Raw genomic sequence first — 16523 nt, forward strand, 5'->3', positions numbered from 1 at the left:
GAGATAAAAAAATAAGATCAACATTTGACCTAGAGTTAACTAGAGGGGGTAAGATTATTTTTGAACTTTAAATTACGAGGAGGTTATACCATTGATTATAGCTAAAGCCAGAGCCGTTGACGGACCAGACCAACAATTCAGAAATGCTGAAATTAAACGACGTGATCTGGATACCAATGATGTATTAATCGAGATTAAATATGCAGGTATCTGCCATTCAGACATCCATACTGCCCACGGTGAATGGGGTCCTGTGAACTATCCACTCGTTCCTGGGCACGAAATTGCCGGGATTGTAACGGATGTAGGAACCGGAGTATCCAAATACAAGGTCGGTGACCGAGTAGGGGTCGGATGTATGGTTGACTCTTGTGGTGAATGTGATAACTGCCGCAAAGGTGAAGAGCAATACTGTCTTAAAGGAAATATTCCTACTTATGCTGGGGTCGACAAATACGGTGAGCCTACACAAGGTGGATATTCAACTCACATTGTTGTCGTAGAGGAGTTCATCGTTCGCATCCCTGATAACATTACACTTGATGCTGCTGCACCTTTGCTCTGTGCCGGTATTACGACATATTAACCTCTGCATCACTGGGGAGCTGGCCCAGGTAAGAAGGTTGCCGTTGTAGGTATGGGGGGGCTTGGTCATATGGCTGTCAAAATTGCGCATGCGATGGGTGCCGAAGTAACGGTTCTCTCCCAATCCTTGAGCAAAAAAGAAGATGGACTGCAATTTGGTGCAAATCACTACTTTGCCACAAGCGAACCGGAAACATTCGAGAAACTTGCAGGCACATTTGATCTGATGATTAACACAGTAAGTGCGAATATTGACATTAACGCTTATTTCTCACTGCTTACGCTGGATGGTACACTCGTAAACGTGGGTGCTCCTCCAGAGCCTTTAGCCGTAAACGTATTCTCACTTATCGGTCATCGCCGTTCATTCGCAGGTTCAATGATCGGTGGTATCCGTGAAACGCAGGAAATGCTTGATTTCTGTGCAGAACATGATATTGCCCCTAACATTGAGGTCATCTCTGCTGACCAGATTGACGAAGCTTATAAGCGTGTACTGGCTTCTGACGTGAAATATCGCTTTGTTATTGATATCAGCACAATGTAAGTGTGAAGGTTTAAAAGTGATAGTTGAAGATAGTAGAAAGCAGCTACCGCCAAGGTCAGCTGCTTTTTTGTTTTGTTATATGATCGCAACGAACAGAAGTGTCGTACGTCTACACGGCAACATAATGAACCTGCTGGCAATCAAGACGTGTGGCATTATCATCTGCATGTTTATCCTAGATACGTGAATGATCAACTCTATCTGACAAATGGTTCTCCGTCCGATCCAGATGAACGCGCCTTCTATGCTGGTCAGTTGCGTTCTTGGATAATAGAAAACATTTAAAGTCTAGCAGGCTGCTCATTTTTTGTTGAGTTATCGGGCAGATAAGGGGTTTTGAATGTTGATATTCATGATAGAATAAGTTTGAATGGGGCAAATTAAATAGTATATTTCATGATATGGGGGAACCAATGGAGACCTTTGCAGAATTTATAGCTCGCATCGATAATCCGGAACACCAGGCACGAACGGAAGAAGTTTTGAACTGGGTCACTGAAAAATTCCCGAATTTAAAACCAAAAGTAGCATGGAACCAGCCGATGTTTACCGACCATGATACCTTCATTATTGGTTTTAGTGTATCCAAACAACATTTGGCTGTTGCTCCCGAGAAAGCAGGAATTAATCGTTTTTCGGAAGAGATCACTCAAGCGGGGTATGACCACACCAAAGAATTGGTGCGAATGAAGTGGAAACAGGAGATTGATTATTCGTTACTTGAAAGAATGATTGAGTTTAATATAAAAGATAAGGCAGAATGTTCGACGTTTTGGCGCAAATAAATCACAATTTATAAAGGAGACCCCCAGCTTCGGGATGTGGAAAGAGGGGGTCTATTTCATTTTTGAGCAAAATCTACTATTGAGCACCTACTACAGGGTGAGGTACATAAGGTTCTTCAAGGAATGTGACATCTTCTGAGGTCAACTTAACGGAAAGAGCGCCTACCGCATCTTCCAGATGCGATATTTTGGTGGCACCAATAATTGGAGCCGCTACAGTGTCTTTTTGCAGTAACCACGCAAGTGCAATGTGTGTGCGAGGGACACCGTATTTTTCTGCAATGGATGCAACGCGTTCAACAACAAGCCGATCCGCATCGCTAGTCGCATTGTACTTGGATTTCCGAATTTTGTCTGTCTCCGTTCTCTGGTTGGAGATTCAAATCGCTTGTTCATAAAATATTATTTAATCATTGTTTGATGAATCCAATCGCTTATTTTGGTTAATTTAAGATTGGCTTTGATATTATCATCCAACTCTTCATACCGTGGAAGAAGATCTGTATGCCCATCAATCCATTGGTACAATCCTTTAAGACCTGCTGCTGTCTCACTTCCCAACAAAGGCTGAATCGCTGCTTCAAAATGATCAAAAGGTAGAGACATGAAGCTGATCTTTTCACCTAATACAGCACTGAATTGTTCCGCTAATTGTGCACCTGTCAGGGCTTCTAATCCGGGTGCTGGGATAATGCTTCCTGCCAATTCCGAATGAGTCAAGGCATAATAGTGGAATTGAGCTGCATCGTTTAAGCTAATCCAGGAGATCGGCTTGTCTGCTGGTACCGGGTAGGCCAAAACGCCATTGTTCAGTATTCCGGGAATCAGGAAGTTTTCCAAGTATACAATGGGTTCCACAATGATATATGGAAGACCACTTTGCTGCAATTCATGGATAACTTCACGTTTCAATTCAATTCCTTTGGAATGGGTGATAGGGTCAGGAACATAGGTACCCGTGTTAACTACAATTAATTTAACGTTTGCCTGTATAGCAGCATCAATTGCATTTTTGGTATATTGTCTGATCTTATCAGGATTGAACTCCACCGGCAGGTTCAGGAATACTTTACTTACACCTTCATGCGCCGTATGGAGCTGTTCCACATCTGATAGATCCCCGATGAAAGCTTCAATGTTTTGTTCTTTTAGTGTTTTGGCTGTTGCCTCATTTCGAGTAATCGTGCAAACCTCACAACCGTGTTGAACGAGTAATTGAGCGACAGCGCCGCCTTGGGAGCCTGATGCCCCATATACTAAAAATCGATCATTCTGTGTCATAGTGGTCAATAACTTCCTTTCAATATGTCATTGGAATGGATGAGTTAACACTCAGCATTGACCTCAGCATAACGGATTTAGAATAGGAGCGTAAGTACGCACATTAATGATATAAAGTATCCCTTGAGATACTATGGGAAGGCGTTTTACATATGTTTCGATCCCCAATCACCCAGCTGAAACAAGATCGAAGTCAGGCTTTGTCCTTTTTCTGTAAGGGAATATTCGACTTTAGGCGGAACTACAGGGTGGGTAACACGGTTTATCAAACCAGCTTGTTCAAGTTCTCGTAATTGCCTGGTTAACGTGCGATGCGTAATGGGGTCAAGCATTTTCTGCAATTCATTGAATCGAATGGTTGAATGGCGGATGAGCCGATTTATAATTAATAGCTTCCATTTCCCACCAATCATATTGACTGCAAACTCAACAGGACAACGGTCCTCCACAGGTTCTATATTCATGTTTATGTATCCCTCCCAAAAGCATCAACTCATGTTTCATGTTTTGTTCATTTTATCGAATTTATAAAGGGGTGTATAGCTTACAGCACATTCAGGGTATGAACCATGCCAAGGACACAAAAAAAGATGCCCCCAGTGTAGCTTAAGGGACATCTTATTTAATATAAATTATTGTTCAACTCAGACGGAACAGAAAAAAGCATTGAACGTGAAAAAAAGCCATGATATAATCTATAGCGGAATTGACATTTCTATTGAATATAAAGGGTGAATCATTATTTCTCCTAATTTAATTCTACATCCGACATTCCGATTTGTCAATGCTCTTTTTTTGGTCCTAATAAATGGAAAAGGGAGTGGACTTATTCATGGATAAAACAAACGAATGGAAGTTGGAAGAGGAAAGACTGGTGCAGGTGAGGAACAAACTTCAGGCACGACTCGAAGAGTTAGAACCGAAGGTTGCAGGACTGCATGAACAGGCTGCCGAAATTCGTAAACGATTCTGGGAAGAAGTTACAATTAATACGGGTTCGTACACGGATTTTGAAGATGCATTCTATACCATTAATCAGCAGTCCAGAGTGTTGGCCGAGAGGGAGCGCGGGCACAAGCTGTTAACACAACAATGGAAAAATACAAAGAGACTGCTTCCAACGCCGTATTTTGGCCGTTTCGACTATATCGAAAAAGGTATGACACTGACTGAACAGATCTACATCGGGGTATCATCCTTCATGGATGAAGATGGATTGAACTTTCTAATCTATGACTGGCGTACGCCAATTGCGAGTCTGTACTATGATCACTCTCCCGGGCCAGCAAGTTATGACACACCTTCAGGACGAATCGAGGGCAAGATGGAGCTCAAACGACAATTCCAGATCCAACATGGGCAGCTTCATAGCATGTTTGATTCAACTGAGACGATTGGTGACGAATTGTTGCAGCAAGTACTTGCCAAGGGTGCAGACTCACAAATGAAGAGCATTGTAGCAACTATCCAAAAGGAACAAAACGCCATTATCCGTGATGACCGAAGCCGAATGCTTATCGTTCAAGGGGCAGCTGGCAGTGGCAAGACGTCCGCTGCGTTACAGCGAGTCGCTTACTTACTATATAAACACCGCCAGACCGTCAAAGCAGATCAGATTGTGCTTTTCTCGCCGAATCCGATGTTTACCAGTTATATCTCGACCGTACTCCCGGAACTTGGCGAAGAGAACATGCAGCAGACCACTTTTCAGGAATATCTGAATTATTGGCTGGATTCTTCCTTACGACCAGAGGATGCCTTTGATCAGATTGAATATGTGCTGACAGCTCAGAATGATCCGGGATATGAAGCTCGTCTGGAGGCGATTAAGTACAAAGCTTCCGAGACATTCCTTGAAGTGCTCCAAAACTACGGTAAGTGGCTGGGGCGGGAGGGCATGCGGTTTAACGGGATTCAATTTCGGGAACGTGAATTCATCACTGCGGACCAAATTAAGACTCAATTTTACAGTTTGGATCAAAATCTTACCTTGTCCAACCGTATTCTTCTTTTGCAGGAATGGTTGCTGAGAGAACTCGTTTCGCTGGAACGTCTGGAGCGGGAAGCAGACTGGGTTCAGGAGGAGTTGAATTATCTGGACACGGATGAGTATGTGGAAGCTTTCCGCATGTTGCACAAAGAAAAGCCTGTGTTTGATGTGGCGGAAAAATATGCAGCCCGTGAGAACGGAAATAACAAGGAAGTGCAAGATGAGGGTGCCTTTAACTTTGGAGTGCGGGAAGAGGAACTACTTCGTCAGAAATTGGTGAAAGACACGTTTAAACCGTTAAGAAAGAGTGTGCGGAAATTCCAGTTCGTGGATGTGAAAGGGATATACGAACAACTATTTGTAGATGAAGCCGCTTATCGGGAACAAACGAATGGGGCAATCCCCCCACAGCACTGGCCTGAGATTTGTAAACAGACCAAGGCCATGATCCTTCAGAACAAGCTGTTCCATGAGGATGCTACTCCGTATTTATATGTAAAAGAGATGATCGAAGGCGTACGGACGAACACAGAGATTCGTTATGTCTTTGTTGATGAAGGTCAGGATTATTCGGCGTTTCAATACGAGTATCTCAAGAAACTGTTTCCTCGTGCCCGCATGACGGTGCTGGGGGATTTCGGGCAAGCAATTTTTATGCAGGCTACGGATTTGGCAGCATCCAACTCGCCACTGGTTCACCTATATGGAGAAGGCGAAACTGCATTGATACGGCTCGTACGCAGTTATCGTTCAACCAAAGAGATTGTTGAATTCACGAGACAGATGTTACCAGGGGGAGAAGAGATTAGACCGTTTGAAAGGGGAGATCAGAAGCCTCTTTTAACAGGATTGAAGGACGAAAAGCTGCGTGTTGCGCAGATTCTCGCAGACATCGCCGCGCTTAAGGCGGAGGGGTTTGATTCCATCGCTGTGATTACGAAAACCGCGGCTGAAAGCCGTGACGCCCATGAAAGGTTGCAAAGTCAAGGCGGCGAAGGGCTACAGCTCATAACAAAGAACACACAGATTTTCGAAAAAGGAATCATGGTTATTCCTGTGTATCTCGCCAAAGGCGTTGAGTTCGATGCTGTCCTGGTCTATGATGCTTCACCCGTTGCTTACAGCCAGGAATATGATCGCAAGCTTCTGTATACGGCATGCACACGGGCCATGCACCGACTTCATCTATATAGCACTAGCGAGTGGTCCCCTTTTGTGCAGGCGTTACCTGCGAATCTGTACGACACATATAAACACGAGTAATCGTGAAGTGTTAAACGTTTTTACAAAATAAACAAGGAAAAGACCCGCCAATTAATTAAGGTGGGTCTTAACGTCTATCATGAAGCATATAAAAATGATTCTAATTTTTCGCGTATCATAGATCTGCGACAATATAAGGTTTAACCTTTAACTGCACCGGCAGTAAGACCGCTGACAATATATTTTTGCCCGAATAGATACAGGATGAATACAGGCAGCGAAGTAAGCACGAGATTGGCGAAGATCAGGTTCCAGTCCCGGCTATATTTGCCGTAGAAATTGTAGATCGATAGTGGCATCGTCCAAGTGGAGCTGTCTGTCAGGAAGTACACCGGAATGGTGATGTCATTCCAGACGGACATGAACACCATGATCGCTACCGTTGCGTTAACAGGCAGGATGAGCGGTGTGACGATGCGGAAGAACACACCGAACACACTTGCTCCTTCCAGAAATGCGACTTCGTCCAGCGCTCGTGGAATAGTTTTGATGAATCCACTGTACAAAAATACACTGAAGGCCGTATTTAGCGCGGCATAGATCAAGATAACGCTTGTGATGCTGCCGTAGAATCCTAATCCTTGTACAACCCGTATGGTCGTAATAATGGACATTGGCGCAATAAGTCCCATGAAGAAATACATATAGATGGTGCCGGATAGTTTGGTTTCCCGACGTGCCAGAATGAATGCCGCTGCGGAAGAAGCAACGATATTAATGATGGAAGATATGCCCGTAATCAAAATACTGTTGAAGAATGCTCGCGACAGACCGCCTTCCTGGAAGACACGAACATAGTTCGAGAACTGCCATGTTTCCGGGAAACTCAGGGAAAAGCTGAGCACTTCGGCACTGGTTTTGAATGAACCAAAGATCAGAATGACAAGCGGCAACAGAACGATAAGAGAGGCCAGAATCAGGAAACCTTCCACGATATAGTTGCGGATGGCGAGTTTGCGTGTATAGCCCATGTTATTCCGTAACCTCCTTACGCCGCATGAAGATCAATAGCGGTATAGCGATAATGGTAACGACCACAAACAGAAGGGTGTTGACCGCCGTACCAAGTCCCCAGTTGCCTTCGCCGAAAGACCGCAGAATGATCGTACCTACGACCTGGGAAGCGTTACCCGGGCCACCACCGGTCATGACATATACTTCGGAGAATACTTTGAGTCCACCGATCAATGTCAACATCAAGTTAATGTTAATCGCGGGCAGCAAGAGTGGCAGTGTGATTTTGAAAAAACTTCTCCACGAACTTGCGCCATCAATCTTGGCGGCTTCGTAATACTCCTGGGAAATAGACTGCAGACCAGCCAGATAGATGGCCATTTGGAACCCGGCGCTCTGCCAGATGGAGACGATGGCAATCGTCCAAATCACAATCGATGGGTTGGTCAGCCAAGCTTGGCTTAACGAATGCAATCCTACCGATTCCAACAAATTGTTGATTGTACCTTCGGTACGCAACATGGGAGTGAACAGAATGCTGATCACAAGTATGCTGAGTATGGAAGGGGAGTAGAAGATCGCACGCAGCAGGTTTTTTGTTCTTAATCGCATGTTAAGTCCTACGGCCAGCAACAGACCGATAACGTTTTTGCCCACTACGGTGACGATCGCAAATATCGCCGTGTTTTTCAGCGCCAGAATCAGCGTTTTGTCTGAGAAAATTTTCTGGAAATTATCCCACCCGATAAACTTCAGCTCCAATCGATCCAACCGCCAATCCGTGAAAGAGTAATAGAAAGCGGCGAGAGCAGGCACAACGAAAAAGATGGAGTAGATAATCAATGCGGGAAATATCATGTAATACGAGTACAGATTTTTGGTCCTTTTCATGTCTCACACTCCGTTATAGCCAGGCAGCATAACGATTGATCATGTGATGCTGCCTTATATTTCACTCTTTAGAAACCTTCTACACCTTTATCCTGCATTAGCTGACTGAACTTCTCATCCCAGGATTTCAGTACTTCCTCCGGTGACAATCCGCCTGCGAATTGGTCCTGCAACAATCGGTACAGTTCGCTGCGATCAACCAGCATGTATGCATCCGTGGTCAGTACGGTTTTCTTCGGCGTAATGTAATTGTCTACAATATCCTGTTTGTAGGCTGGCAGTTCCGGTGTAGTAACATCACTGAAATTGGATACGTATCCTTTGGAATCCACGATCTGTTGCGCAACATCTTTGGAAGCGATATAGTCCAGGAACTGTTTGGCTTCATCCAAATGTTTGGATTTCTTCGGAATGAACAGTTGTCCGCCCAGTGGGCTTGCACCCAGACTGGCATTGTCCGACGATGGAATCGGGAATACGCCCAGTTCCATATTTGGATCTTGCTCGGCTACCCCTTCAATTAACCAGTCGCCCATAAACATCATGGCAACTTCCTTGTTCAGGAATTTACCTACGGCCATGTCATAGCTATCGCTGAGTACATCGGTATTGGTGTAGCCTTTGGTGTACACTTCATACTGTTGTTCTAGGAATGTTTTGAACTCGGGAATATCGGACCATTTTTTCTTGTTGCTGTTCAATTCATCAAAAAACGTCGGATCATTTTTGGCTACAAAATCGGCAAAAGCTGCAGCAGGCCAGATGTTGGCAGCCCAGGCATCTTTGTATGGCATGAATACAGGTGTAATGCCACTTGCTTTGATTTTTTCACAGATCGCCAGGAATTCTTCGTAGTTCGTTGGAATCGACAACCCGAGTTCTTCAAAGATTTGTTTGTTATAAACGACCCCTTGCATCCCCGTATCCTGACTGACATGGAAGCTGTAGAGATGGCCACCGGAAGAGAGGACGTCCTTGTTCACAATTCTGCTCGCCCAAGGCTCGTTATCCAGAATCTCGAAGTTACGTTCAAGGTTCAGGTCCGTGACTGCGCTCGCCAGATTGTACTGAATAATATCGGGTGTCTCATCTACAGCCAGTTTGGTCTGCAGTACGGTCGTTGTTTGTTCCGCTGGAATCAACTGCAGATTGACGCGAATGTTCGTCTGTTTTTCGAATGCATCGAGAATGTCCTGCTGGATGAAGGCAGAGTCCTGAGAACTTTTGGAGATTGCCAGCTCCAATGTGACTTTGCCACCCTTGCTGTCCCCGCCAGCAGCTGTACCTGAATCCGTATCTCCTGAACCACAAGCGGTTAACGAGACAGATAATAAACCGGCCAGAATAATGGAAATCGCCTTTTTTCTTTTTATTGTTTTCAATGCAAATCCCCCTCTAAAACGTTTAGTGAATCCGTTTACAAGTCCGATTATAGATTCTTTTCTCGCGCCGGTACATGTCTGTGCTTGAACGTTGATGTGTAAAATTCTGAACTTGAAATCGCTATCATTTCATGGAGTACCGTGATACAGTAGACTTGAATGTAAGGGATTTCACATCATGTCAGTACAGGAGGGCACCTCTAAGAATGGCGAAGCTCATACATAAGGCAACTCAATTCAGTTTGCAGACGAAGGTGCTTTTGACGTTTCTGGCCCTGCTTTTGTTCGTGCTGGGCTGTTTTATCGTGTATGTAAATGTGATTGTTATTCGCCCGCTCAAACTGAAAACGGAGCAGGATACGCTCGTGACTGCTACGAAGGTGAGAGAGCAGGTTGATCTATACGTAGAACAACAGAACCAAATGTCACAGCGAATATTGTCCAGCAAGAATATCTTTGCAGTCATGGATAAGAGCTCCTCAGCTCATAGTAACTATGAAAGGCTGAAGCAAATTAGGATCATCAAAGACATCATGTTTCAGGCGATCGGTCCGAGCATGAATATCAAGGACATGTCCATCTATGACAATCACGGTATTCTCCTGACGTCATATCTGGGTTCGGGCAATCCTCCCGCAATCCTGAACACCATGATGGAGAGTAGTCAGATCGGACGAGATTGGACGGAAAGTGGTTTTGTTCTGCTGCGCCAAGTCGATACCATTTCCTTTGTTCGCACGATCAATGATCAGAATGGTAAGGTGTACGGTTATCTTAGTATTCAGATGGAACAGGCCTATATACAGAACCTTACGGAAGGTATCACAGCAGGGGAAGTCTATATTCTGAATGAACATGGGGAGCAGATGACAGGCACGGAAGACGGTGTGACATTTGCCAATTGGACGAAGCCTTCATCAGACGAGGGACTTGATGTGGACAAAGACGACAATTATATCACACATTCCATATCACCCAGTACAGGTTGGATTACGTATATCATAACACCAAAAAAATCCGTCCTGGGTTCGATCCATTCGGTTCAGACCATGTCCATCCTGCTCATTACAGCGCTCATGCTGGTTTCCTTTGTGTATATCTTCCTGTCAACGCGAAACCTGCTGCTTCCAATCCGTAAGCTCCGCAGTCAAATCTGGCGTATGAACTACAGCAATATGAATCTGAAAGTGGATGAAACACCAAAGAACAACGATCTGTTATTGCTTAACGAAGCCTTTCAGGATCTCATGGAGCGGCTGCAGCAATCCATTGACCGGGAAAAATCGGCGCTCCATGAAGAAGTAAAGGCGCGTAATTCGGCGTTGCAGGCCCAGATCGCACCTCATTTTATTCATAATGTTCTATACCTGATCAGTATTGCTGCTCAAGAGGGGAAAACCAAAGTTGTATCGGATATGTGCAAACATCTTTCGGACAGTCTGCGTTATATTGTCTCTTCACCCTACGCCCATGTGACCTTGGCTGATGAGCTTCAGCATACGAGACATTACCTGTCGCTTGTACAACAAAAGTACGAAGAGGATCTGGAGTGGGACATCCGTGCAGACGAGCTGGCGAACGAAATCCGGTTGCCGCGGTTGGTCATTCAGCCGTTTGTGGAAAACTGCATTGAACATGCCTTTGCCAACACCGCTCCGCCTTGGCGTATCCAGATTACCGTGAAGCAATATAACGGATTATGGGCTTTGGAGATCAAAGATAACGGAGAGGGCTTTCCACTGGATAAGATTCAGGAGATTATAGCCAACATTCAGGCATCGGGTTCCGGAATGAACCAGACGGACGATCGAGGCACAGCTCTTGGTAACATGGGGATTATCAATAGTGTCAATCGACTCAAACTAATGTATAACAACCGGCTCTTTATTAATATATTTAACAATCATGCGGAAGAACAACATGGAGCAACGATTCAAATCATCGGCTCACTGACGAAGGATTTTTACTAGCTAAGGAGGTACAGACGATGTATAACGTTATGATCGTTGAGGATAGCAAGCCAATATTACGCAATATCAACATGCTCTTGGAAACGCTGAGCTTCCCAATTCGTGTAGCGGCTACGGCAACAAATGGAGAGGAAGCTTTGGCAGCGATAAAGCAGTCACCGATAGATCTGCTGTTGACAGATATTCGAATGCCGAAAATGGATGGCCTGTCCCTGATTGAGCAAGCCAAGCTTGCCAACCCGGATCTGAAGGTCATCTTGATTAGCGGTTATAGCGATTTTGAATACACAAGAAAAGCATTGAACCTGCAAGTGTTTGATTATTTGCTAAAACCTGTCGAGCGAGAGGCGCTTGAAGAAGTTATGGGTCGAGTAATTGACCAACTTGATCAACAGATGTCCAAGGAACTGCTGGATTTGCAGGAAATCATTCATCCCCAATGTGAGACTACGCCAAAACAGGGGGAGCATTTTCCGCCCTTATTCAGCCAGATGATGATTGTTATGAGCAAACAACCCTTCACCACAGGGCATGAACGATGGATACAGGTGGAACTTGAAGATATAGTGCAGAAGTTTTTTACATTCCATTCTTGCCGTGTGTACACCAGTCAAACCCCATATCAATTTATCGCTTTTGTCAACAAGAGTGCACTTGAGGTGTACTCTTCCCTACATGAATGTCTTGAATCGTTGCGACGGCATCTGGTTGCGAATGACATTGATGCGATCATCGGAGGACAACTTCTATTCGCTGAGTCTGGTAATCTGCCGGAGCTTTATCACCGAATGTCGTCCATTTTGTCTGAGCAGCAACGGTTGAAGCAAGGAATAGTGTTGGATACCGGGAATCCTGTGTCAAGGGCCAGATCTGAGACAGGCTGTCTGGATCCAGTGCAGGAATCTGTTTTTGTACAGATGATACAGGCTCGGCAGAAAGAACGGTTTGCTCTTAAATTATCTGAATTGTTGAATCGATGGGCAGAGGAAAATGTACATATGACCGAGGTGGAGCGGTTTATTGGATTGATCGTAGACACGTTTGCTCATCTGTACGAGGAACAGGGTTCGGGCATGAGATTGGGGTTGGAGCTTCGGGCAAAACAATTCGTCCAGGCACAGTCCTATGCCGATTTTTGGCGGGAACTGACGGAATGGACGGGACAGTGTTTTGATATGCTGCAATCCCACGTCCGCAAAAGCAAGGCGATCCTGTTCGAACAGATTGACGATTACGTAAAACTAAATAAGTACTCTCCATTGTCTATCAACGACATTGCCATGAAGTTTCACGTCAGCCCGTCGTATGTCAGCAGAGTGATCAAAAATGAAACACAAATTACGTTTGTTCAGTATTACACCCAGCTTCGCATTCAGGAAGCCTGCAGACTGATGGAAAGTCAACCCGACATGAAGTTTAAGGAAGTATCCGATTTGTTGTCATTTAGCGATCAGCACTATTTCTCGAAGGTGTTCAAAGAGTATACGGGGCTAAGTCCAACGGAATATAAACAACAGATGCCTGATAGTAAGACCCAATCGATGAGATGATGTTTAAACTAAACGGATGAATCCATATCCGTGGTATTTGGACTACAAACCAAGTCGCTGTTATAGCGGCTTGGTTTGTTCTTTTAGTATACGAATCCTGTACATGATGTACATATTGACCAACCGCATAAAATGTGAAAAAGAAAAAAACCTCCTGTTTATAAAAACAGAGGAGGTCTTTGGATTGGTGAATGTAGTCTTGATAGTAATTGTGGTATACCATTCTATTGGCAGGATTATTTTAATCCAGACTTCGTGTTGGCAGGCTCTTCAGCATTCAGGGAAGCAATCAGCTTCTCGCCTTCAACATCCAGGTTTGGCAGAATTCGATCCAGCCATTTTGGAAGTGCCCAAGCTTTGTCTCCAAAAATAGCCATGATGGCAGGGACCATGCCCATACGTATGATGAAAGCATCGATAAGAATACCTACAGCTAAAGTGAAACCAATCTGTTTGATCATGACATCATCGGTGAAGATAAAGCCTGCAAATACAGAGACCATAATCACTGCTGCGGCAACAACCACGCGACTGACCTGACTGTACCCATGAACGACGGATTCAGTTCCGCGATGACCATGAACATAGGATTCCCGCATGGAGCTAACAAGGAAGACTTGATAGTCCATCGCGAGGCCATACAAGATACCTGTCACGATGATTGGCATAAAACTCAGCAGCGGGCCGCCGGTATCAAAACCAAAGAGCGCATGCAGCCAGCCCCATTGGAATACAGCAGTTGTGATCCCGAATGTAGCCAGGATACTAAGCAGGAAGCCAATCGTTGCTTTAATGGGAACGATGATCGAACGGAATACAAGCAATAGAATGATCAGTGACAACAGGATGATGATGCCTACATAAATAGGGAACACTTGCGCGAGTTTGGCAGACATATCGATGTTAACAGCTGTAAGTCCAGTAACCCCAAGCTTCACATCATAGGTCTGTGCGATACTCGAATCAGCCGAGCGCAGATCACTAACCAGTGTTTTAGTAAGCGTATCGTTAGGACCCGTTTTTGGAATGAGACTAAAGATAGCCAAATCTCCTGTCATACCAAGGGGTGTAACCTGTGCAACGTTGTTTTGACCTTGCAGTTCCATCATCAGGCCACCCAAGAGCTCGGGCGTGACTTTGGCAGAAGTTTGATTAGGCTCTGCGACGAGAATAAGTGGTCCGTTGAATCCTTCTCCGAAGCCTTCCGAGATGGCATCATAGCTCTGTCTTGCGTCCGTATCGAGATTGGCTGAGGAAGCGCCAGGAATACCCATTTCCATTTTCGCGATCGGTGTCGCCGCAAAACCAAGAATGACGATGATGGCGATAATGGTAGCCCAACGATTCTTAATAACGAATTTCACCCATCTATCCGCCACTCCGTGACTGGAGGCTTTAGGATGTTTCGAGCTTTTCTCACGAGCTTTGGCGGAGCAGATGCGTTCGCCTACCAATCCCAGTAAAGCTGGCAACAGGGTTAAAGCAACAAATACGTTGATGAGTACAGTGGCTGCTGCAACCAAAGCCATCGTAGACAAGAAGGTGAGACCGATGACAAGCATACCGCACAGTGCAATAATGACGGTTAATCCGGCAAAAAATACTGCGCTGCCCGATGTACCAATGGCTCTGGCCGTTGCTTCTTTTGCGCTCAAGCCTTGATCGATAATCATTCGACGCTGGCGATTAACAATGAAGAGAGCATAGTCGATTCCAACGGCCAATCCAACCATGAGAGCCAGGACGGAGGTGACACTAGGCATTTCGATGAATTTGGAGATCGAGAACGCACCACCAACTCCAATCGCAACTCCGAGGAGTGCAGTGATCAGAGGCAAACCTGCTGCAACAACGGAGCCTAGGGTGATCAGCAATACAATGACAGCAATGACCAATCCGACAATCTCAGCCGAGCCGACCCCAATCGATACCGTTTTGAGCGTCTCGCCTGGCAAGACCGTAATGTTGGTTCCTTGCTCTACCGTCATAACAGATTGAATAACGGAATCAAATACATCCTGCGTGATGGCAGATTGCTCGATTGTAAATTGGAATTGGAACAGTGCGATACTGCCGTCCGAAGAGATTAACATGCCAGGTACAGGAACACCATCCACCATCAAAGGTCCATAGGGAGGAGGCGTGGTTGTTGCGGATTGCGCCATATCAGTAGCCTGAGCATTCTGAGCCATTTCCGCCGTAGCACCCGAATTAGCTGCTTCAGCTGCATAGTCCGCAGGGTTAATGACTTTGTCTAATCCGTAAACTTCATTAACACCTTTCATTATGGCAGCCAAACGTTCAGGCGTATCCAAACGCTCGTTGCCCGGTGCCTTGAACACAACACTTCCTTGACCGCCGGAGGCGGCTGGCAGTTCTTTTGCCAATTGATCCAGAACCTTCTGTGACTCGGTACCTTCAATTTTCATTTCAGAACTGATGTGAATACCATTGATACCGATCATGGAGATGACAATTCCCAGAATTAAAACCCAGCCAATGATGAAGGTTGCAGGTTTGCTAAAAGCGGTTTTCCCCACTCTGTATAATAATGTAGACATTTCTCTATTTTACACTCCCTCTATGATGAATGTGGATGGTTGGCATGTTCGAATCCTGCCCGCAAGTGACTAAACGTCGTTTCCAGAAATTGATCGAAGGTGATAGCACCGGGCTTGGCATCTTCAGTTATGACTTGTCCGGGCAGCAACACATTGAGTCTTCCATCAATTAATGGGAGTATCGTTCCATATAATGCGTTAATCAGAAGATAAGTATAGATCTCGTCATACTTCCCGTTGGATAAGTCTAATAAGGTATCTTGTGCCTGCGTCTGCATTCGGTGCATGGCTCCAAGATAATGTGGTTCTAGCACGGGATAGGTCTGAGATAGGGAGAGTAGCTGATGAAGTCTCCCAATTAGTTCTGTTGTAAGCTGCATCTTGATCAGGTTATACAGTACGTCAAGCAAGGAGGCATGTTCAGGCATTTCGGTAAGTAACTCTTCGAGTTCCGTTGTATTCTGAACGGATATTGCTCCTCTTGCTACGGCTTCTTCTTTACATGTAAAGTAGTTTGCAAATGTCCTGCGTGAACATCCCACCTGATGCACGATATCTTCGACCGTAAAGCCATCAAGCCCATGTTTAAGAGTCAGTTCAAATGCAGCACCGGCAAGCGCTTTTTCCGTTGCTTCTTTCTTCAAATGTCGCAAGTTTCGTTTGATCATTATTCTCCGCTTATGCGTGCACCTCCAACACCAATGACAATGGTTTAATTATTCCTAAGAGCACACGTACTGAATATGCACTTTGTGAGGTTTATC

The 16523-nt window shown here is 45.0% G+C and carries 11 protein-coding genes and 2 pseudogenes; 5 read left to right on the top strand and 8 right to left on the bottom strand.

Features of this window, described 5'->3' with window-relative positions; all coding sequences use genetic code 11:
• The first annotated feature begins 91 nt into the window (after positions 1-91).
• Together ABTV53_RS13500 and ABTV53_RS13505 are read left to right on the top strand one after the other, a co-directional pair.
• Positions 92-1132, top strand: a pseudogene (locus ABTV53_RS13500) (NAD(P)-dependent alcohol dehydrogenase).
• Between the two features lie 413 nt (positions 1133-1545).
• The gene (locus ABTV53_RS13505) at positions 1546-1917 is read left to right on the top strand and encodes an iron chaperone (RefSeq protein WP_433753608.1); all 372 of its coding nucleotides are present in this window, start codon (positions 1546-1548) and stop codon (positions 1915-1917) included.
• Between the two features lie 76 nt (positions 1918-1993).
• Here the strand turns inward: ABTV53_RS13505 and ABTV53_RS13510 are convergent.
• The 3 genes and pseudogenes from ABTV53_RS13510 to ABTV53_RS13520 all read right to left on the bottom strand — a co-directional run.
• Positions 1994-2284, bottom strand: a pseudogene (locus tag ABTV53_RS13510) (aldo/keto reductase); the annotation flags it as partial.
• A 35-nt stretch (positions 2285-2319) separates the two neighbouring features.
• A complete protein-coding gene (locus ABTV53_RS13515) occupies positions 2320-3198 on the bottom strand; it encodes an SDR family oxidoreductase (protein ID WP_433753610.1) in 879 nt (292 codons plus the stop codon).
• Positions 3199-3344: 146 nt separating this feature from the next.
• Positions 3345-3662 (bottom strand): winged helix-turn-helix transcriptional regulator, encoded by a 318-nt coding sequence (locus ABTV53_RS13520; RefSeq protein ID WP_433753611.1) that lies wholly within the window; start codon positions 3660-3662, stop codon positions 3345-3347.
• Between the two features lie 368 nt (positions 3663-4030).
• Here ABTV53_RS13520 and helD point away from each other — a divergent pair, with 368 nt between their 5' ends.
• Positions 4031-6451, top strand: coding sequence for an RNA polymerase recycling motor HelD (gene helD / locus ABTV53_RS13525; RefSeq protein ID WP_433753612.1), 2421 nt, complete (start codon positions 4031-4033; stop codon positions 6449-6451).
• A gap of 140 nt (positions 6452-6591) precedes the next feature.
• Here the strand turns inward: helD and ABTV53_RS13530 are convergent, their stop codons facing one another.
• The 3 genes from ABTV53_RS13530 to ABTV53_RS13540 form a co-directional block, all read right to left on the bottom strand.
• Positions 6592-7422 carry a carbohydrate ABC transporter permease gene (locus tag ABTV53_RS13530; protein ID WP_433753613.1) on the bottom strand — a complete coding sequence of 277 codons (831 nt, stop codon included), beginning with the start codon at positions 7420-7422 and terminating at the stop codon, positions 6592-6594.
• A gap of 1 nt (position 7423) precedes the next feature.
• Positions 7424-8296, bottom strand: a complete 873-nt coding sequence (locus tag ABTV53_RS13535; protein ID WP_036670879.1) for a carbohydrate ABC transporter permease — start codon at positions 8294-8296, stop codon at positions 7424-7426.
• Between the two features lie 68 nt (positions 8297-8364).
• A complete protein-coding gene (locus ABTV53_RS13540; protein ID WP_433753616.1) occupies positions 8365-9678 on the bottom strand; it encodes an ABC transporter substrate-binding protein in 1314 nt (437 codons plus the stop codon).
• A 206-nt stretch (positions 9679-9884) separates the two neighbouring features.
• Here ABTV53_RS13540 and ABTV53_RS13545 point away from each other — a divergent pair, with 206 nt between their 5' ends.
• Together ABTV53_RS13545 and ABTV53_RS13550 are read left to right on the top strand one after the other, a co-directional pair.
• Positions 9885-11648 carry a sensor histidine kinase gene (locus ABTV53_RS13545; RefSeq protein ID WP_433753617.1) on the top strand — a complete coding sequence of 588 codons (1764 nt, stop codon included), beginning with the start codon at positions 9885-9887 and terminating at the stop codon, positions 11646-11648.
• Positions 11649-11665: 17 nt separating this feature from the next.
• On the top strand, positions 11666-13198 hold the full coding sequence (locus ABTV53_RS13550; RefSeq protein WP_433753618.1) for a response regulator transcription factor: 1533 nt from the start codon (positions 11666-11668) through the stop codon (positions 13196-13198).
• 236 nt (positions 13199-13434) lie between these two features.
• Here ABTV53_RS13550 and ABTV53_RS13555 read toward each other — a convergent pair whose 3' ends face one another.
• Positions 13435-15759, bottom strand: a complete 2325-nt coding sequence (locus tag ABTV53_RS13555) for an MMPL family transporter (RefSeq protein ID WP_433753620.1) — start codon at positions 15757-15759, stop codon at positions 13435-13437.
• Between the two features lie 20 nt (positions 15760-15779).
• Positions 15780-16427 carry a TetR/AcrR family transcriptional regulator gene (locus ABTV53_RS13560; protein ID WP_433753621.1) on the bottom strand — a complete coding sequence of 216 codons (648 nt, stop codon included), beginning with the start codon at positions 16425-16427 and terminating at the stop codon, positions 15780-15782.
• Between the last annotated feature and the right edge of the window lie 96 nt (positions 16428-16523).

Origin of the sequence: Paenibacillus amylolyticus (genome assembly GCF_050990605.1) — a bacterium.
In the GTDB taxonomy this organism is placed as follows: Bacteria; Bacillota; Bacilli; order Paenibacillales; family Paenibacillaceae; genus Paenibacillus; species Paenibacillus amylolyticus_H.

Excerpts from the sequence above, each read along its gene's own strand:
- ABTV53_RS13505 (WP_433753608.1), top strand. The coding sequence starts at position 1,546 with ATGGAGACCTTTGCAGAATTTATAGCTCGCATCGATAATCCGGAACAC.
- ABTV53_RS13515 (WP_433753610.1), bottom strand. The coding sequence starts at position 3,198 with ATGACACAGAATGATCGATTTTTAGTATATGGGGCATCAGGCTCCCAA.
- ABTV53_RS13520 (WP_433753611.1), bottom strand. The coding sequence starts at position 3,662 with ATGAATATAGAACCTGTGGAGGACCGTTGTCCTGTTGAGTTTGCAGTC.
- helD (WP_433753612.1), top strand. The coding sequence starts at position 4,031 with ATGGATAAAACAAACGAATGGAAGTTGGAAGAGGAAAGACTGGTGCAG.
- ABTV53_RS13530 (WP_433753613.1), bottom strand. The coding sequence starts at position 7,422 with ATGGGCTATACACGCAAACTCGCCATCCGCAACTATATCGTGGAAGGT.
- ABTV53_RS13535 (WP_036670879.1), bottom strand. The coding sequence starts at position 8,296 with ATGAAAAGGACCAAAAATCTGTACTCGTATTACATGATATTTCCCGCA.
- ABTV53_RS13545 (WP_433753617.1), top strand. The coding sequence starts at position 9,885 with ATGGCGAAGCTCATACATAAGGCAACTCAATTCAGTTTGCAGACGAAG.
- ABTV53_RS13550 (WP_433753618.1), top strand. The coding sequence starts at position 11,666 with ATGTATAACGTTATGATCGTTGAGGATAGCAAGCCAATATTACGCAAT.
- ABTV53_RS13555 (WP_433753620.1), bottom strand. The coding sequence starts at position 15,759 with ATGTCTACATTATTATACAGAGTGGGGAAAACCGCTTTTAGCAAACCT.
- ABTV53_RS13560 (WP_433753621.1), bottom strand. The coding sequence starts at position 16,427 with ATGATCAAACGAAACTTGCGACATTTGAAGAAAGAAGCAACGGAAAAA.